Genomic DNA, 13,862 nt, shown 5'->3' with positions numbered 1-13,862 from the left:
AGGGCCGAATTAACAAAGTCCCTCCACCCATCTACCGTGAGTAAAGCATATGCGCAAACAGGTCTCCTGGCTCAGGTTCTTCGTTCAGTGCCTCCTTCCCAAGTCCCCTCAGTGGATGTGGCACGAACTCCCCTTTACAGTGGCGGGACCGCGCTGGATTTACACCAGCTTCCCTGTTATGATTTTTCCTTAAGAAAAATCGTTTGCTCATCTATTATATTTTTCAAATTAAACTTATCACAATGGCTTTGTATCGTCAAGTGTCGACAGTTTTCCGAATAAGGCTCATCTCTTCGCCAGGAAAAATTTGCAAATTTCTCACTTAAATCATCCTCTCATTATCCAATCACATGTTTAGACATACCAATCGAAATAGGCCTTTCTAAACATGCCAAGGTGATGTCTGGTATGCCTACTCTTCCTGAATACCAGTTGCTATATATTTAACACCAAGACTCGCGACTCATATTTTCCCACACACTCCGGACAAGCGATGCGTCCATCACTAACACTCGCCCGCTGTTTATGACACCCTCTCCATATAAAGCACATTGCATTGTTGGAGTAAAAAAATAGACCATGAAGCTGACTTCTGCAATGAAGCCAGACCTCCATGGTCCTTTTTTACTTTATTTTGTTAATGTTAGCACTTCTACAAAAACATAGGAATCTTTGCTTTCTCTACACAATTTTGGACGGCACAACAAGCCTCCATTGTTGATGATAGAAATAGCAATCAAATATTTATTGATGATGATGCTCACACTCTTCTTTAATTATGTCCAATAACCTTTTTTCAGATAATTCAAGTGCATCCTTTACTGAATGCCCAGCTCCAAAATATCTTGTTACTTGAGCATCAGCAAGTATATTAAATGCCGTCTGATTAATATTTCCTGTAATCACAGCTTCACAGTTATATTCTAATACTTTTCGAGCGAGATTTTCTTCAGGTGAAGTTCCTGATAATTCTTCTGTTTTTATAATAGTCACAGTTAAATCATTCAAATTAACAATTAACATGTACAAGCATAGTTCGAATTTCTCCGATACTTGACTCTCCAAACTTTCACCATCTGCCACAACTGCAATATTCACTATTTTTCCCTCCATTTGCTACTTATTAATACTGACTAGTTGTACTTATGATATCACATCCTATTTGGACATGTCCCATCTCTTCTTCTCATGTTCGTTATCTCCTCATCAGTTTTTTTAAAAATTTAGCTAGACAGGAACGTATATGTATTGTGCGTTCCTGCTTATCTTTTCATAAGGGACTCCTTTTAGGACCGGTTAATTTGGTGATGTAAAAAAAACCTTCTCCAATAATTAACATATTGGAGAAGGTTAGCTGCTATTTAAGTTGGTTCTTTTCGGAGCATTCGGAGCATCCGCTGCATCCAGAACACTTTACACCCCTTTTTTTATCTCTGACAATTTTATATATGGCAAATGCAACGAGTGCCACTACTATAGCAATAACTATAAAATCAACTGTGTTCATACTTTCACCGACTGCATTCCGGCAGATATTTGCGCGCTTTTACTGCCTTTTCTCATTAAGTAAACAACATATCCTACTATAATCGCCACAGCGATTAGTCCACCGATAAATCCTTGGCCTAATGTACCAGTAGTTATTAAAGTACCTATCTGATATACAAGGAAAGCAATTACATAACCCATGCCCATTTGGAAACCAACAGCGCCCCAAAGCCACTTAGACGATTCCAACTCAGACCTCATGGCACCTATCGCTGCAAAGCATGGTGGTGTAAAGAGGTTAAATACCAGATAAGAAAGTGCGGCTACTGCACTAATACCGAATATCGCACTTACTTCCGCACTGCCGCCAACAAGTGCTAATTCTTCAACATCGATAAAGTTCGTTATACTAAAGCAAACAGCTAAGGTTCCGACTACATTTTCCTTTGCGATAAATCCTGTTACTGCCGCTGCAGCAAACTGCCACAGGCCAAAGCCCAAGGGGATAAATAAGAGCGCTAAAGGTGATGCAATACCTGCTAAAATACTTGTTTCAGGCGCAGTCTCCGCAACTACTTGGAATTGCCAGTCGAATGTCTGTAATATCTGCACTACAGCGTTACAAACCAGAATAATTGTACCTGCTTTAACAATGAATGCTTTTGCTCTCATTAACACGGATATAGATGCTCTCTTTAGACTTGGCCATCTGTATTCAGGAAGCTCCATTATGAAATATGACTTAGAATAATCTCCTGTGATTCTTCTGATAATCAATGCACTAATAATTATTACGATAATTCCAAGGAAATACATTGAAGTTCCAACCCAACTATTATCGTTGAAAAAAACACCGGCAAAAAGTGCGATTATTGGGAGTTTAGCTCCACAGGGCATAAATGGGGTTAACATAGCAGTGGTGCGTCTTTGTCTTTCATTTTTAATGGTTCTTGTTGCCATAACACCGGGTATACCACAACCGGTACCAATAATCATAGGTATGATAGATCTCCCTGACAATCCAACTTTTTTAAAGAATCTATCCAAAACAATAGCTACACGAGCCATATATCCACTGTCTTCCAATAGGGCTAAGCAGAAAAACAACACCATAATCAGTGGTAAAAATCCAATGACAGCTCCAACACCGCCAATGATACCATCAAGCAACAAGGCAGCAACGACAGGGTTTACGTTTTCGCCTAACAGGGAGGCTACACCTTCGTACACCTTGTCTATCCATCCGACAAAAATATCTGCGAACAATGGTCCAACCCAGGTCTGAGAGATCGAAAACACTAGCCAGATTATTACTACAAAGATCGGAATCCCCAGCCATTTGTGAGCTATTATCCTATCAGCCTTGTCTTGTAAGGTTTGCTTTTCCGAGCTTATCTTTCTTCTCTCAACGTCCGTGACAACATCGTTTATAAACGCATATCGTTTCTTATCGGCTTTTTCAAATTCCTCCTTTGTTGAAGCTTTTTTTGCAACTCCAATATTAGGGATTTGCTTTTTATTTGACTTACCTAGCGCTATTACAGCATCTATCAGTTCAAGCAAACCGTTATCTGCTGATTTTGTCGCTACGGTTACAATAACGGGGCATTTAAGTGCATCACTCAATGCCGGGACATCTATGGTGTTGCCCTTTTTATCTGTCAAATCGCTCTTGTTTAGTGCAATTACAACGGGTATACCCAGTTCTAGTAATTGTGTAGTAAAGTACAAACTTCTGCTAATATTTGTTGAGTCAACAATGTTGATGATAACATCAGGATTTTCGTTTTGGACAAAGTCTCTGGTTACCGACTCTTCACTCGTGTATGGTGACATGGAGTATGCACCGGGTAAGTCCACCACAACCAGGTCTTCGTTCCTCGGGTTAAGGCTCTGTTTAACATCACCTTCCTTCTTCTCCACTGTGACCCCAGACCAGTTTCCTACATGCTCGATTTGACCCGTAATAGCATTAAACAATGTTGTTTTTCCGCTATTGGGATTTCCTGCTAAAGCGATCTTCATAATTTCCCTCCCCTTAAATAGTTAGCTTTGTCTAACTTTAATTAACAACTCTGCCCTAATGATACCTATAAGATTACTTATACAATAATGGCGTCAGCTAAATCCTTGTCTATGCTGTACCTTGCATCTTTGATGTTAATTATATAGTTAGATGCCAATTTTGAAATAATAGTTACTCTTTCACCAGGATAACAACCAAGCGTAAATAAAAATTCACGAATATCTTCATGATCAGTATTAACACAATTCACTGTATAAGGTGTATTTAGGTTTCCTCTCGATAAAGACATCATGCTCATCTCCTTGATAAGTTAGATTAGGCTAATAAACCTGACTACTTATCTGTTTTATTATGAATCGTTTTGATGCTGAATTAAACTACTAGAATTAGCTTAGGTCTAAACAAGCGCCCTGTTGAATTATGATAATCGTTATCACCTAATTAGGAAACATGCTCTGCCAGTTTCAGGTTCTTTAATGGCCTTGTCAAACCCTTTCCTCCTTACTGTTTAATCATCAACCATTGAGCGAATCCTTTATTGAGACCAACCTTAATCCTCTAACAGTTAAGGTTAAGTTCACCGTTAAAGGCATAACTTCCTCTCCTTCGATGCTTTATCTCAATTTTATCGCTATTGATAATGAAAGTCAATAGCGATTCTAGAGCAGTCAAAAAAAAACGCTTACCGATTCGATAAGCGTTTTTTTTGCTAGTCCTAGCCGTCTATAGATGCATATTTGAAAATCTAGAAGGTCATGATCACCTAACCAAGAACGGGTACAGTCAATAATTTCTTTTGCAGTGGGAGATATGTCTTTCAGCGAAAGTGCTGCAATTCCTCATTAATATCCACCCAATCCAGTAATTCCTGAACACTATTCACAGTCAAACCTACATTCGTCTTAGGTCTTTTCACTAGGACAGTCTCAATCCCCAACTCTAAGGCTGCTGAGATTTTGGTATCGGTCCCACCCGCAGACCCGCTATCTCTGGTTAATATTATATCTGCTCCATAGAATTTAAATAGAGCCTTATTAATCTCTTTCGAAAATTGCCCTTGCATAGCGACGATATTCCTTGGAGCAATACCCATAGCCTGACATTTTTGAACTAAGCGCCCTTCTGGCAGAACTCTTACAACTAAACGGGCAGAGCGAGCAAAGGCACTTTGCACTATGCTTTCCAGTTGGTGACTGCCAGTCGTCACGAAAATCGTTACTATTCGCTCTTTCGCTTCATGTACTGCCCCGATTCGCTGTCCTAACTCAAGCAGCGCTTCCTCCCATGTAAAAACTGGATATATTAAAGAACTGTCTGGAATGACAGTCTCTGGTCTTTCTAACCTTAGATAAGGAATGCCCCGTTGCTCACACCATTGGCGTAAAGGGGCCAACTTTACACTGCTGGAAGGAGGGCTAGCATCAAGGATTGAGGAAGGAATTTGTAAAAAGGCCTTTCCCGTCCATGTTAGTATTCGTTTAAACTCAATCTCCCTATTTTGAAGATACTCACTGATCTCACGTGCTGCTGCCGTTTCTCCCAAAAGAATGATCATTTTTGTTAACCTCCATAGCCCTTATAAAAAAAGCGTAACTCTCCATACAATCCTACGTGTAAGGATAAAACTCGGGCGGGAAAGCCGGAAATGACCACCCGCCCTATGGATTTGGATTTGATATTGATATTGGTACCACTAGCATTGGCCTTTATCTGATCAACCTCTTGACTGGAGAGATTGATAATCAGCAGGGGGGAGTACCTATGTCAGTTACGTTTGCTCTCTCCGACGCTGTATTTTCCTTTCGAATAACCTAAGTAATAAAAGACGAATCCGCTTCCAAGCGCAGCCTGCAAGGCAAACAAGAAGGATTCAACCTCTCCACTCGGAGGTGCCCAAAATGACTCAAACCAAGGGGTGTAATCGGCGTTAAATTCGGAGATCGCATCGGACGCTAAACCATCAGCACCAGCAAATTCCGCATCACTCGCAAAATACAGTGGGGAAAACGCTAATATTGCTACAAATACCAAGATAATCATATTCTTAGTAAAAAGTTTCATGCTTTCACCCCCCGCTTAAGAGAGGATAAGGCTTTGCCAGTAAAGGCAGTTAAAACCTGCAGCTCTTTTTGACTATAAGTAGTGAGAATATTAAAGACCATCACCGTAAGTAGACCTTCGCTAATGGCTAAAGGAATTTGAGTGAACGCAAAAATGCTCATGAATTTGAGTACGGAAGCCATTACTCCACCTGAAGCCGCCGGAAAAGCTAATCCCAACTGAATAGAGGTTGTCACGTAGGTCATTAGATTCCCTAACGTTGCAGCCATAAAAATTGAGAGCCACTGGGGAGCCCCCAGTTTCTTTAAGCCTCTGTAGATACCGTAAGAGACAAAAGGGCCAACGATCCCCATAGAAAAAGTGTTTGCTCCTAAGGTTGTTATTCCTCCATGGGCCAGCAAAAGGGCTTGAAAAATTAAGACAATCATTCCTAAAACAGTCATTGCCGCAGGTCCAAATAGAATGGCGCCCAAACCCACACCTGTAGGATGCGAACAACTACCGGTTACTGACGGAATTTTCAAGGCAGATAAGACAAAAGCAAAGGCTCCTGCCATACCGAGCAGCATCTTCAAATTAGGGTGGAGCGTCACTGTTTTCTTAATGGAACGTACCCCAGCTATAACAAATGGAATCATAGCGATCCACCAGAAGGCGGCCCAGTTGAAAGGCAAGAACCCTTCCATAATATGCATGCCATAGGCATTATTGGGAAAGACGATATAGATAGCCAAAACGTAGGCTATTAATAAACTGATCCGTTTAATCATACGTAGATTCATAATAATCATCGGCCCCTTTCATCCAATCGCGAACTCCCACTTCTTCAAGTGGAAATGGTACCTTCTGCTTCGATGTTCAACTTTAGCTGAATGTGTTCATATTAACGTCAACATAGACTCTGCTCTTACATCCTCACTCCTCCAATTCAAAAAATAAAGAGACAACCTCACATCACTCATCATAAAGACAGCAATGCATCGGTTGTCTCGGACGATGCGTTCTCTTCCACCTTCAAGTTCGCATTCGCATTTTTGAAAGCAGATCCCGCTTGAACAAGACTTTCACCCAAAAGGTCAGTTTCCCTCGAGAAACCTATTATGTACGCTTAACAATATATAAAAGCCCTCCAAAATATGAAGGGCTGAATTAAATAATTCCTGCCACCCATTCATCGTGAGTAAAGCATATGAGCAATCAGGTCTCCTGGCTCAGGTTCATCGTTTAGTACCTCCTTCCCAAGTTTCCTCAGTGGATATGGCACAAACTCCCCGTTACAGTGGCGAGACCGCGCTGGATTTACACCAGCTTCCCTGTTATGATTTCTCCTTAAGAAAAATCGCTTGCTCATTTATTAAATTGTCCTAAATTAAATGTATCACAAAAGCAATACATGGTCAATACTCTATTCCCTCGCGCCCATAATGTCCTTTTCCACTATGATGATCTAATCCAATTCACCGCTAAATGTCGGCCTCTATAGTATAATTCAGACCAATCGCATTTCCCCTTTATTTAACCATGCTCAGTCAGGATATTCCAAGCTGGCTTATGGCCTGCAGGATTAACGCTCCTCCTAGGAATAATATTAAAAACGAAGACACTAGTGCTAAGCGATTTACAACGTGCCACTTTTCAAGCCGCTTTATCGAATTACTAGCCCGTACGACTAATATTCCAAGGCCCACCATAGTGACAGCACTTCCTATCGAAAAGGCTCCAACTAAGCCCAAACCAAAGGGAATTTTATCAGCTGAGACTGCTGCGAGGAGAATGACTAAGGCGGTTGGACAGGGAATAAGCCCAGTGAAAAATCCCGTCAAAAATAGCCCTTTTAATGGAGACATCTCTCCTGAAGAATTTGCAAACCCATGATTATGATCGTGATTACATTGACCATGACCATGATCATGTGAATGTTGTGATGCACTTCTTTCCCCTTGGATCGGGAAAATCCTCTGAGAGATAATAGTTAATCCTATGTAAATAACTATTATACCCGACAGTAGCTGGAACCAATAAGCAAGGTTTTGTGGGAAGAGTATTTTCATGGTCGAGGAAGCAGAAAAGGCTAAAAGTGCGATCGAAAGTGTGTGGGCTAATGCCGAAATAACCCCTAACACAACGGCATCTTTGATCTTGGCACCTGAAGAAATAAGATAAGCTGATATTACCCCTTTTCCATGTCCTGGTTCTAACGAATGAAGTGCCCCCAAGCCAATCGCAGCGGGAATAGTGTACATAAGATCCATAATTCCATCCTCCTTGTCCGATTTCACTAATACCTATGCCATGGGGAGTCTTCTAAGAACTTTCCAACTAAATTCTAAACCCACTCATGTTTCGCTCAGCGGCAGGAGAGGCCGACTGGTATAAAAAAGCCCTCTTTCTTGGGGAATTTCTTTCTTGAGAATTCTATCGTTAAATTTACTAAAATTACAGGGAATCCCTTCTTGCTGTCGAATAAATATATAACTTGATTTATTAAGATTAACTATTTAGATCCGCCCTACACGGGTAATCTCTGACCTTTAAATTTACAAAAAAGGAGTAACTGTGATGTGTGAAGCTAATGCCTATGTTAAGGATGGAGAAAATGAAGTGTTGTTCATGGAATCGGTCGATACCATCGAGCCTTACGAAAATGGTCTTAAACTCATGGATATCTTCGGAAAGCAAATGTTTATCCAAGCAAGAATTAAGGACATGAATCTCCTCAACCACCGTATTGTTTTAGAAAAAACAAGCGACCATAAGCACATTAAACATCCTCACGAATATAACGATTAAATGCTAAAAGGGCACGAGAAATCGTGCCCTTTTAGCATTTCACCCTGTTCTAGAATCGTTAGTTTACTGTCTTATCGCTGTTCTGAGGCTGTGGTTGAGCATATTGTGAATTGTTTCGAGTGTGATCATTATATCCTGGCCCAACTTCTTTTGTTCCGGTCACTTGCGGATCTTTGCCGTACTGGGCTGGCCCACCATACTTCTCATTCGGATTATCCTCATAAGAAATTCCGTTACCCTCGTTCCATGGGCCACGGCTATCTCCCTGCCCTGTCGACATATTCATGTATTTCTTTGAGAAATCGGAATCTCTGAAATCTTTGTTGACTCCACTCCCTTTTATACTCTCGATCGCTTGCATAAAGGAGAAGTTATGAGATTCTTCTCGGCTTAAAAGGAAACGGATCATGTCTTTAACTCCTGCGTCGTCCGTTTGTTGGAGTAGTCTCTCATAAATCAGTTTAGCCCGCAGTTCTGCTCCTGCATTTGACGAAAGATCGGTATAAAGATCTCCCGTTGAATTGACGAAGTTTGCCGTCCATGGTACGCCGGCAGAGTTAACCAATAGAGGACCTCCTCCAAGCAAGGCCATATGATTGGCTGCGAAATCTCTGGGAATATTATCGACAGGACCAATCAGCATTGCTAGGCACTCTCCGACCATCTCTAAATGGCTTAACTCTTCTGCCGCGATATCCTGTAACAAATCTCGAATTTGCACATTATTACACCCTAAGCTCTGCGAGAAATATTGCATGGCAGCTTTAAGCTCACCGTTGCCACCCCCAAATTGCTCCAGTAACAAGACAGCAAAACGCGGATCAGGTCTATCCACATGTACGGTATACTCCATATCTTTGACGTGTTTAAACATCTTAGAAAAACCTCCTTTTTGATATTGTAAAATGAGTAACACATTTTCAAAACATAGTATCTGATTAATGTTTGGTTTTTATCCGTGAATATTTCTCGTGGTGTATGTTGTCGTCTGTTTCTCATATAATTATATATTGACGATTTCATCGTAACTTGTTATACTACAATAGATTCTGTCATAATAATTTTAAGAAACTTAATAGTCTCGTTCGGTTGGGGTAAACTTCGCGAAAGCGAAGGACGCTAAAGTCATGGGTCTAAGGCTAAATTCGGAAATCATTACTTTTGGAGATAAGCTATGATCGCCAGACTACAAGCACAGAACTTCTCAGGGGAGAGCAGTCTTTTTAAGGCTACTCTCCTTTTGTTTTGGGAAGGATATCTTAGTAATATCGGAAGGAACAGCTACTCTTATTAGCGATCCACCTTATATTATTGCCGGACAAACAGCCTCAGTTTTATGGACTTTATTATCCATCCTCGTGAGGTGAAGTTATGCAAAAATGCACGATACATCACACTGGAGTTGAGTTTATACCTCTAATAAGGGCGTTATAATGGATAATCGAGTATATCTTCAAGGACAAGATGATCAGCTATATTTTAAAGGAGGTAATTGAACATTGACTTAATTGTTGTAGTATTTTTCTTCTGACCTACGGACTTATTCTGACATCGCGTAGTAGGTGCTCTTGCGGAGCAGAATTGTTGACTTTGCTGGTGTTACTCATTAGGAACTAGCAAACGACGCTTTTTAAGCCAAACAAGTTTTTTCTGCTACGCTCGTGGGGAGCGGTACGCAGGTTTAGCGATACTTGAATACAAAAGTGGTAATGAAGTAGAATACTACAGTAAGTGACTGATCTGTGAATATTTACAATGTTGTTAGGCGAATATAGAATTTCTCATTTTGGAGGAGTGTCATATGAATAAGAATAAGATGAGTATCGGACAGGCCTTCATGGCAAATTTTCTGGGTCACGCTCCGGACTGGTACAAAACAACAATTCTTGCTTTTCTGGTGTTAAACCCTATTTTGATGTTTACCGTCGGTAAGTACATTACCGGTTGGGTGTTGATTGTCGAATTTATCTTTACCCTTGCAATGGCGCTTAAATGTTATCCACTCCCTGCAGGTGGACTTCTTGCGATCGAAGCCGTTGTGATCGGGCTTACTAACCCGCAGACGGTCTATCACGAAGTTGAACTGAACCTGCCGGTTATTCTGCTTCTAATGTTCATGGTTGCCGGGATCTATTTTATGAAAGAAGGTCTTGTGTACCTGTTTACCAAGATCCTTACTAAAGTACGCTCTAAAGTCGCGCTTGCATTCCTGTTCTCTATACTGGGTGCAGCTCTTTCCGCTTTTCTGGATGCGCTAACCGTAACGGCGGTGATTATCGCCGTGGCATATGGGTTCTACAACATCTTCCACAAGTTTGCTTCCAGCCATAAAGTACACGAAAAGTATGACGTCAATCACGATTGTGATGACAAATATCAGGAGGACCTGGACCAGTTCCGTGGTTTTCTGCGCAATCTTATGATGCATGGTGCTGTGGGTACTGCGCTGGGCGGAGCAACAACACTGGTTGGTGAACCGCAGAACCTACTGATCGCCTCCATTATGAAATGGGACTTCGTCGATTTCTTTTTAAACAGCGCACCTGTGTCTATGCCGGTACTGATCGCTGGTCTCCTGACCGCCATTACCCTTGAAGTCACCAAGTTTTGGGGATACGGCTATCAGCTTCCTGAGTCTGTTCGAAAGGTTATTGAAGATGACGTATTAGCCAAAGATGCGGCGATGGATACTCGCGGACGTCTACGCCTGATTATTATGGCTGTATGCGGCGTTCTGCTGATCTTCTCCCTGGCGTTGCACCTGGCAGAAGTCGGTATTATTGGTCTGATGATCATCATCCTGCTTACCGCTTTCAACGGGGTTATTGAAGAAGGGCGCATCGGTCATGCGTTTGAAGAAGCACTGCCGTTTACTGCGCTACTGGTCGTATTTTTCTCCATCGTTGCAGTTATTCATGACCAGCATCTGTTTACGCCGATCATTCAGTGGGTACTGCACAAGGAAGGACAGGATCAGCTTGTCGCTTTCTTTGCGGTAAACGGTGTCCTTTCTTCAATCAGTGACAACGTATTTGTTGCTACCGTATATATGACCGAAACACAGAAAGCATTTGAAGCTGGAGGCATTGCGCTGGAGCAATACAACAAGCTGGCAGTTGCAATCAACATGGGTACAAACATCCCTTCCGTTGCTACACCAAACGGTCAGGCGGCGTTCCTGTTCCTGTTGACCTCTTCACTTGCTCCACTGATTCGCCTGTCTTACATGGAAATGGTGAAACTGGCTCTGCCATACACCATCGTTATGTCTCTTACAGGTTTGCTGGCAACAATGTACCTGTTGTAATCCTAAAAGTATCCGATTTAAAAACGAATCATAAAATGTTCATCACTTATCAAGCAAAAGGGGGTGTCGCAAAACTACTTTAAAAAGTAGTTAGCGATACCCCTAGTTTGTTTTATTACCATCGAAATCCGTCACAGCGAAACACGCCTCTGGTTTTTAGGCTTTTTTGTAACCTTGCTAGGCCTTTTTTAGTGGATGAAGAGGTTTCCCAATTTTGGAAGACAGAGGTGAAAGACAGAAAGACAGAGGGACGGTTCTTCTGTCTCACCAAAAAAGGTGACTCAAAGCATTTATTTGCCTTGAGCCACCCCTTTTTAGCATTAATATACCCTGAGAGTCTTCCACTTTAATAAACCTTCTAAAACCACTTCATAGCGTTTATCCTTCTTTATGATAAACGTATCATAATAGATCTGAATTCCGTCTTGTTCCTTCACTCCGAAGTACCCTTCTCCTTCAGGCTTCCCAAGGTGCGCCCCGACAAAGGCGATATTTGTGCAACATCCGGTTTGGGGAGCTTCTTCAAGGGTGAAGATTCCACCATGTTCTTTGATATTTTCAATGGCCTGTTCAGACAAATTTACCTGAAGCATCTTAAAATTCTCGCTCCTTTTGTCAAAAAATCTTTAATAGAATTGAGCACTATAAGCAATGCTTCAACACTTATTTCAAGGCTTTAGGAAAGGTTTTCATCTGTCTCAAGTTTACGTTCCTTACGCACTTTGCTCGCAAAGAGCAATGTTATTCCAGCGGTGATTAAGAGTCCGACCGGATAGGAAATGCTAGTGGGTAAACCGAAGCCTTCAGGAGCTTGTAAAAGATAGGTGAAAGTAACTGCTGTCATGAAGACAGCTGGAATTGTTGCAATCCAGTGCAGACGCTTTTCCTTAACGAGAAACATTGCAGCGGCCCAAAGCAGGATCATTGCTGTCGTTTGGTTCGCCCAAGAGAAGTATCTCCAGAGGAAGTTGAAGTCGATTTTGCTCAAGGCGAAAGCGACCGCAAAAAGGGGAATGGAGATAGCCAAGCGTTTAGACATAGGCTTTTGGCTCATTTTAAAGAAGTCAGCGATAACCAGCCGAGCACCACGAAATGCGGTATCCCCTGAGGTAATTGGGAGAATGATAACCCCCAAAATGGCTAGCGTTCCACCGATGGATCCAAGTAAGGTAATCGATATTGTACGGACGACTCCAGCAGGTCCGCCACCCGTTGCTAATGCTTCTTGTAACCCACCCGTTCCACCAAAGACTGCCATTCCAGCTGCAGCCCAAATGAGAGCGATAGCAGATTCTCCGATCATCATACCGTAGAATATTTTGCGACCATTTTTTTCATTTTTAATCGTGCGGGCGATAAGCGGAGATTGAGTGGCATGAAATCCACTAATCGCACCACAGGCAATCGTAATGAAAAGTAAAGGCCACATGGGTAAATTCTTAGGATGGAGATTACTCAAGGTGAGTTCCGGGATTTGATATCCTTTAACGACCAGCCCGACGCCGACGCCAACCGCCATAATAACTAACAAAGCACCAAAAAGCGGGTAAATCTTACCGATAATCTTATCGATTGGTAAAAGTGTTGCTAAAATATAGTAGAAGAAAATCGCAAGCGTCACGAAGCTTAAACTAATCCAAGACGGAGTCAATGTGACAATCAAGCCTGCAGGACCGGCAACGAACACTGTTCCCACGAGTAGTAAGAGGACGACAGAAAAGGCATTAACAAAGTGACGCATTCCTTTGCCGAGATACTTACCGACGATATCCGGGAGTTGTGCTCCACCGTTTCTCACGGAAAGCATACCACTAAAATAGTCGTGTACTCCACCCGCAAAAATTCCTCCGAGAACGATCCAAATAAATGCGACTGGGCCCCATAAAGCCCCTGCGATCGGTCCAAAAATTGGCCCCAGACCGGCGATGTTTAAGAGTTGTACGAGACTCCCTCTGTTTGAGTCCATCGGAACATAGTCCACTCCATCCGTTTTGGAATAGGCTGGAGTTTCAAGATTCTCGTTGATACCAAAAACCTTTTCGACAAACTTACCATAGACAATGTAACCAAGAATAAGTGCTACAAATGAAAGTAAAAAAGTAATCATAAAAATCCTCCTCACAGATTTAATATAGGATCAGGTGAATTTAATGCCTGCCTTTAGTTTAAATCATGCTCAGAGGAAGAGGT

Annotated in this window: 13 protein-coding genes and 3 riboswitches; of the genes, 2 read left to right on the top strand and 11 right to left on the bottom strand. The window is 41.8% G+C overall.

Annotated features, from left to right (window positions below; all coding sequences use genetic code 11):
• Positions 1-39: 39 nt before the first annotated feature.
• A riboswitch (cobalamin riboswitch) is annotated at positions 40-222 on the bottom strand.
• A 522-nt stretch (positions 223-744) separates the two neighbouring features.
• From E4K67_RS08875 to E4K67_RS08840, 8 genes are all read right to left on the bottom strand, one after another.
• Positions 745-1,098: a NifB/NifX family molybdenum-iron cluster-binding protein gene (locus tag E4K67_RS08875; protein WP_135546070.1), complete on the bottom strand. Its 354-nt coding sequence runs from the start codon at positions 1,096-1,098 to the stop codon at positions 745-747.
• A 259-nt stretch (positions 1,099-1,357) separates the two neighbouring features.
• On the bottom strand, positions 1,358-1,507 hold the full coding sequence (locus E4K67_RS08870) for a FeoB-associated Cys-rich membrane protein (protein ID WP_135546069.1): 150 nt from the start codon (positions 1,505-1,507) through the stop codon (positions 1,358-1,360).
• Complete coding sequence (gene feoB, locus E4K67_RS08865) at positions 1,504-3,513, bottom strand: ferrous iron transport protein B (RefSeq protein WP_135546068.1); 2,010 nt, start codon at positions 3,511-3,513, stop codon at positions 1,504-1,506. The genes E4K67_RS08870 and feoB overlap by 4 nt, the downstream gene beginning before the upstream one ends.
• Before the next feature lie 77 nt (positions 3,514-3,590).
• Positions 3,591-3,806 carry a FeoA family protein gene (locus E4K67_RS08860; RefSeq protein WP_135546067.1) on the bottom strand — a complete coding sequence of 72 codons (216 nt, stop codon included), beginning with the start codon at positions 3,804-3,806 and terminating at the stop codon, positions 3,591-3,593.
• Between the two features lie 525 nt (positions 3,807-4,331).
• Complete coding sequence (locus E4K67_RS08855) at positions 4,332-5,069, bottom strand: precorrin-6A/cobalt-precorrin-6A reductase (protein ID WP_135546066.1); 738 nt, start codon at positions 5,067-5,069, stop codon at positions 4,332-4,334.
• A gap of 209 nt (positions 5,070-5,278) precedes the next feature.
• A complete protein-coding gene (locus tag E4K67_RS08850) occupies positions 5,279-5,575 on the bottom strand; it encodes an energy-coupling factor ABC transporter substrate-binding protein (RefSeq protein WP_135546065.1) in 297 nt (98 codons plus the stop codon).
• Positions 5,572-6,366, bottom strand: coding sequence for an energy-coupling factor ABC transporter permease (locus E4K67_RS08845; RefSeq protein ID WP_420841529.1), 795 nt, complete (start codon positions 6,364-6,366; stop codon positions 5,572-5,574). The genes E4K67_RS08850 and E4K67_RS08845 overlap by 4 nt, the downstream gene beginning before the upstream one ends.
• A 388-nt stretch (positions 6,367-6,754) precedes the next feature.
• A riboswitch (cobalamin riboswitch) is annotated at positions 6,755-6,937 on the bottom strand.
• 167 nt (positions 6,938-7,104) lie between these two features.
• Positions 7,105-7,827 (bottom strand): nickel/cobalt transporter, encoded by a 723-nt coding sequence (locus E4K67_RS08840; protein ID WP_135546064.1) that lies wholly within the window; start codon positions 7,825-7,827, stop codon positions 7,105-7,107.
• Between the two features lie 307 nt (positions 7,828-8,134).
• Here E4K67_RS08840 and E4K67_RS08835 point away from each other — a divergent pair, with 307 nt between their 5' ends.
• Positions 8,135-8,365 carry a CooT family nickel-binding protein gene (locus tag E4K67_RS08835; RefSeq protein WP_135546063.1) on the top strand — a complete coding sequence of 77 codons (231 nt, stop codon included), beginning with the start codon at positions 8,135-8,137 and terminating at the stop codon, positions 8,363-8,365.
• A gap of 58 nt (positions 8,366-8,423) precedes the next feature.
• On the opposite strand, the gene E4K67_RS08830 is transcribed toward E4K67_RS08835, so the two are convergent.
• Positions 8,424-9,239 carry a manganese catalase family protein gene (locus tag E4K67_RS08830; RefSeq protein ID WP_135546062.1) on the bottom strand — a complete coding sequence of 272 codons (816 nt, stop codon included), beginning with the start codon at positions 9,237-9,239 and terminating at the stop codon, positions 8,424-8,426.
• Between the two features lie 209 nt (positions 9,240-9,448).
• Positions 9,449-9,559, top strand: a riboswitch (cyclic di-GMP riboswitch).
• 607 nt (positions 9,560-10,166) lie between these two features.
• Between E4K67_RS08830 and nhaB the strand changes: the two genes are divergently transcribed.
• Positions 10,167-11,672, top strand: a complete 1,506-nt coding sequence (gene nhaB, locus E4K67_RS08825) for a sodium/proton antiporter NhaB (RefSeq protein WP_243454397.1) — start codon at positions 10,167-10,169, stop codon at positions 11,670-11,672.
• Between the two features lie 320 nt (positions 11,673-11,992).
• Here the strand turns inward: nhaB and E4K67_RS08820 are convergent, their stop codons facing one another.
• Together E4K67_RS08820 and E4K67_RS08815 are read right to left on the bottom strand one after the other, a co-directional pair.
• Positions 11,993-12,265, bottom strand: a complete 273-nt coding sequence (locus E4K67_RS08820) for a CC/Se motif family (seleno)protein (protein WP_135546060.1) — start codon at positions 12,263-12,265, stop codon at positions 11,993-11,995.
• Between the two features lie 83 nt (positions 12,266-12,348).
• Entirely contained in the window at positions 12,349-13,779 is a 1,431-nt protein-coding gene (locus E4K67_RS08815) for a carbon starvation CstA family protein (RefSeq protein WP_135546059.1), read from the bottom strand.
• Positions 13,780-13,862: the final 83 nt, after the last annotated feature.

This window comes from Desulfosporosinus fructosivorans (assembly GCF_004766045.1).
GTDB classification, from domain to species: domain Bacteria; phylum Bacillota; class Desulfitobacteriia; order Desulfitobacteriales; family Desulfitobacteriaceae; genus Desulfosporosinus; species Desulfosporosinus fructosivorans.
The sequence above is the reverse complement of the archived record's forward strand: the minus strand, read 5'-3'. Positions and strand labels throughout refer to the sequence as shown.

Bases quoted from the DNA above. Each gene is read 5' to 3' on its own strand.
- E4K67_RS08820 (WP_135546060.1), bottom strand. From the start codon at position 12,265: ATGCTTCAGGTAAATTTGTCTGAACAGGCCATTGAAAATATCAAAGAA.
- E4K67_RS08830 (WP_135546062.1), bottom strand. From the start codon at position 9,239: ATGTTTAAACACGTCAAAGATATGGAGTATACCGTACATGTGGATAGA.
- E4K67_RS08840 (WP_135546064.1), bottom strand. From the start codon at position 7,827: ATGGATCTTATGTACACTATTCCCGCTGCGATTGGCTTGGGGGCACTT.
- E4K67_RS08845 (WP_420841529.1), bottom strand. From the start codon at position 6,366: ATGATTATTATGAATCTACGTATGATTAAACGGATCAGTTTATTAATA.
- E4K67_RS08870 (WP_135546069.1), bottom strand. From the start codon at position 1,507: ATGAACACAGTTGATTTTATAGTTATTGCTATAGTAGTGGCACTCGTT.
- feoB (WP_135546068.1), bottom strand. From the start codon at position 3,513: ATGAAGATCGCTTTAGCAGGAAATCCCAATAGCGGAAAAACAACATTG.
- E4K67_RS08835 (WP_135546063.1), top strand. From the start codon at position 8,135: ATGTGTGAAGCTAATGCCTATGTTAAGGATGGAGAAAATGAAGTGTTG.
- E4K67_RS08860 (WP_135546067.1), bottom strand. From the start codon at position 3,806: ATGATGTCTTTATCGAGAGGAAACCTAAATACACCTTATACAGTGAAT.
- E4K67_RS08855 (WP_135546066.1), bottom strand. From the start codon at position 5,069: ATGATCATTCTTTTGGGAGAAACGGCAGCAGCACGTGAGATCAGTGAG.
- E4K67_RS08815 (WP_135546059.1), bottom strand. From the start codon at position 13,779: ATGATTACTTTTTTACTTTCATTTGTAGCACTTATTCTTGGTTACATT.
- E4K67_RS08850 (WP_135546065.1), bottom strand. From the start codon at position 5,575: ATGAAACTTTTTACTAAGAATATGATTATCTTGGTATTTGTAGCAATA.
- nhaB (WP_243454397.1), top strand. From the start codon at position 10,167: ATGAATAAGAATAAGATGAGTATCGGACAGGCCTTCATGGCAAATTTT.